This window comes from Paenibacillus sp. 01T422 (assembly GCF_056398785.1).
In genome coordinates this window covers 1-3,307 of sequence record NZ_JBFTQB010000747.1, presented here as the reverse complement: position 1 = coordinate 3,307, position 3,307 = coordinate 1, and the positions used below count along the sequence as shown (strand labels likewise).

Sequence of the window (3,307 nt, the reverse complement as noted above, 5' to 3'; positions counted from 1 at the left end):
ACGCTCATTCCTTCACCTCTATCAGAAGCATATCACATTCATGCACACGTTAACAATAATTTTTTTCAATAAAAAACTCCCTTTCTAGGGAGCGGTCTATTACTAGTTTAAGCAAAAAATCCTAGTAAATACGCTTCTTCTTATCCACAGACACCAAGAAACACAAAAGAGAGTCCGTATGTATAATACAGGCTCTCTTCTTATTCAAATCCACTATTCATTCTCACATCTCCAATAAAAGCATTTCTTGACGCATTTCAAGCAACTTGGTTTTGCTCTCCATAATGGCTTTGGCATCCCCAGATGTCATAGCATCATGCAAGGTTGCCAGTTCATAATCGAGCTCCATACGCAAAATAGGGATTCGCTCATCGGTACGCTTGGATCGCAGCGCTTGCATGACTTCTTCTACTGTCACGGCTGGCTCCTTCTGATACAGCACTTTATGTTCGATGCCGCTAATCTCAACCATGCGAATAATTTCCCCGAACATAATATTCTCAATGAGAATTTGCCGATCCTTAAATCTTTTGACTACGGCATGACCGCGTGTGTCACCAATCAATTTCTCCATCATTTCCGCGAGCTTCTCGTCCTTGAACGAATAATTACCCACAATTTTATACTTTTCACCAATTCGCTCAAACTTTAGCTTAATCAGCTTGCGTCCTGTACGAATGGAAATGATGAACTGCAGCTCACTTTCGTTCCAATACAGAGAATAACCTTCCTGAATGAGCGCTTTAATGAAGTTCCGGATTAGCCGGCGATCAAATCGTAACTCTAGGTTGCAGTACTCCACTTCATGACTCTTACTCACGGCAATCCCCTCCATAATTGGTGCGTTTGATTTTATTTAAATATTCAGACAACTTATCTTCTTATCCTTATCTTATTATGAATTCTATGTTTTAGCAACTTGGATTATTGACATTTTTTTAAGGAAAAACGTACAAAAAAAGCTGATGCCTGTATGACCGCGGCGTCAGCCTAACAAAAAATGGAAAGCGGTTTCTGCTATGCAGAGATGTCCAATTTAATGCCATCCCCAGAAAAATCCATCCCGCTCCCAAGCCGCTTTACCGCCATGAAGTTTCTTGAATATTTTTTTGACCTCTTTGGAAATCGCTTGATTCCCATTTTCGTTGACATAGATAAAGGATTCTCCATAATGCCGAATAATATAGTCAACTGCTTCTTTCTGATGTAAAATCCCTGCGGATTTCAATTGTTCAAGCATCCATTCTGCAACCTCGTTCGCCGTAACGGCCATTCCCGTTCTCTCCTTCATTTCACTCGTTATCTATAATTGAACCTTGTCCAATAAGAGGAATCAATCGTTTCATTGTAGCACATTTTCTTTACATATATCGATCAAATAGGTACAGGAGCACAATCATCCGTATACAGGTCCATTAGCCCATTCCTACCTAGGGGGAAGGCCATATGCTATCTCTGTAAGACAAACGAACAGAATTAATAAGCGAAAGGGTGATTTGAATGGGTTATGCAGCTGGTGTAGATGGTGTTGGTGGTGTTGGTGGTTATAATTCTGCCGCAGCAATTTTGGTTCTCTTTATTTTGTTAGTTATTATTTCTAGTGCATTCGTTATCTAATCCACTTCAAATACGAAAGGGCTGACTGGCAACACGCCAGCAGCCCTTTATTTCTTATTCATGCTCGAGAACGGTTTAACCTACCTCAGCATCCTCAGGTCTCAAAATCACAGTGCCGATACCAAGCAGAATCAGTGCAAACAAGGTAAGCACAGCCATGTGCATCCACATGTGAGACAGAGGCTGCCCTGCAGCCATAAGCTGGATGGCTTCTATCACCCATTTCTGAGGAACGAAATTGGCGATTTTCTGCATCCACTCCGGCATCAATGAAATGGGCCAGAAACAGCCGCCTAGCATGCAGGTTGGGGTAACGATCAAAGAGTTGATCATGCTCATATTGGACGCATTCTTCACCAAACCCGCAATGGCGCTGGCAATCCCCATACTCGCTAATAAGAAAAACTCCAGCATAACAAATTGCGTGAAGAACGGCAGCCCATAATCATATAGAGCCACATAGCGAGTAACGATCAAGATAACAAGCACTTGCAATGTCCCTACAAAAAAGCTGCCAATAAAATTGCCAAGCATAATTTCGATGGAGCGAACCGGTGCCGTGAAGGTTCTTGCCATCGTCCGCATTCTCCGGTCCTCCATAATAACGGAAATCGTATTATTGATGACTCCCATCATGAACATCAGCATAAAGCCAATGACAAGATGCATATTCGGATTCACATACAAGTTCAGATTCGTGACACGCGCTTTCACTTGGTGTTTTTCCAGCTGGGTCAAAGTCTTCTCCACGGCGTCCGAAAGTGATTTCTCCTGAAGTCCTTGCTTGCGCTGTACATCAACAGTTCCTTGATAGCCAGTAAGGATATTATCCAGCGTTATTTTCAATGTAACCGTCGCTTCACTCACACTCAATTGATACATATCTACTTGCGGCGCAGAGCCATTCAACAACGTCTGACTGAATCCTTCCGGAATGACGAAGGCAGCTCCAACTTTTTGCTTCGTAACAACTTCCTTCAAAGCAGCCTCGGAATCCTGTTCCTTCAGTCTGTAATCCGGCAGCCCCGTCAACTCCTGCACCAAGTGAGCACCAAGCGGACCGCGATCCATATTGATATAACCAATATCAACCCGATGCTCCTGCTGCTGCCCCATAATACCAATGATTAAGGAAACCACACCCGCAGGGATGAGCAGATACATCAGTAAACCTCTTTTTTGTAAAAGCGTGCGGCGAAGCATATTAAAGGCGATAAACAAACTATTCATGGTATCCCGCCTTTCGGTAAACGATGAAAGAGACGAGCAGCAATCCACCGCTAATGCACCCCAAGACGAATAAATGATGACCTAAGACGGAGGGTTCACTGCCTAACATAATGCGATACATACTTTGCATAGCCCAGTGATTCAGAGTGAAATCACCAATTTGACGCAAAAATCCATCAGGTAGAGGTGTAAAACCTCCGCTTAGAAAAGACATAACCAGCACCACCATCTGGAAAATGGTTGAGATTCCTTTGGACGATTTCACTATGAGAGCTATTAAAACGGCGAGACTCATGGATGCTACGATGACAAAAAAGCATATCAATGCCAGCAGCCCATACGATTTTCCCCAATCGACATGATAAAATAGGACGGTTGTGCCGACGATGACCGCCGCCTGACAAATTGCAATAAAGGCGTTGCCGAGCACCTTGCCAAGTAAAATCGTATACTCACGGAT

Annotated in this window: 5 protein-coding genes; 1 reads left to right on the top strand and 4 read right to left on the bottom strand. The window is 43.2% G+C overall.

Annotation, left to right across the window (positions count from 1 at the left end; all coding sequences use genetic code 11):
• Nucleotides 1–223 precede the first annotated feature (223 nt).
• Nucleotides 224–820 carry a hypothetical protein gene (locus AC1DUA_RS30420; protein WP_477503299.1) on the bottom strand — a complete coding sequence of 199 codons (597 nt, stop codon included), beginning with the start codon at nucleotides 818–820 and terminating at the stop codon, nucleotides 224–226.
• 216 nt (nucleotides 821–1,036) lie between these two features.
• The gene (locus AC1DUA_RS30415) at nucleotides 1,037–1,273 is read right to left on the bottom strand and encodes a DUF6953 family protein (protein WP_477503298.1); all 237 of its coding nucleotides are present in this window, start codon (nucleotides 1,271–1,273) and stop codon (nucleotides 1,037–1,039) included.
• A gap of 227 nt (nucleotides 1,274–1,500) precedes the next feature.
• Here AC1DUA_RS30415 and AC1DUA_RS30410 point away from each other — a divergent pair, with 227 nt between their 5' ends.
• Entirely contained in the window at nucleotides 1,501–1,617 is a 117-nt protein-coding gene (locus tag AC1DUA_RS30410) for a YjcZ family sporulation protein (RefSeq protein WP_477503297.1), read from the top strand.
• A gap of 75 nt (nucleotides 1,618–1,692) precedes the next feature.
• On the opposite strand, the gene AC1DUA_RS30405 is transcribed toward AC1DUA_RS30410, so the two are convergent.
• Nucleotides 1,693–2,847, bottom strand: a complete 1,155-nt coding sequence (locus tag AC1DUA_RS30405) for an ABC transporter permease (protein WP_477503296.1) — start codon at nucleotides 2,845–2,847, stop codon at nucleotides 1,693–1,695.
• A partial coding sequence (locus tag AC1DUA_RS30400; protein ID WP_477503295.1) for an ABC transporter permease occupies nucleotides 2,840–3,307 on the bottom strand: 468 nt, incomplete at its 5' end. The genes AC1DUA_RS30405 and AC1DUA_RS30400, both read right to left, overlap by 8 nt.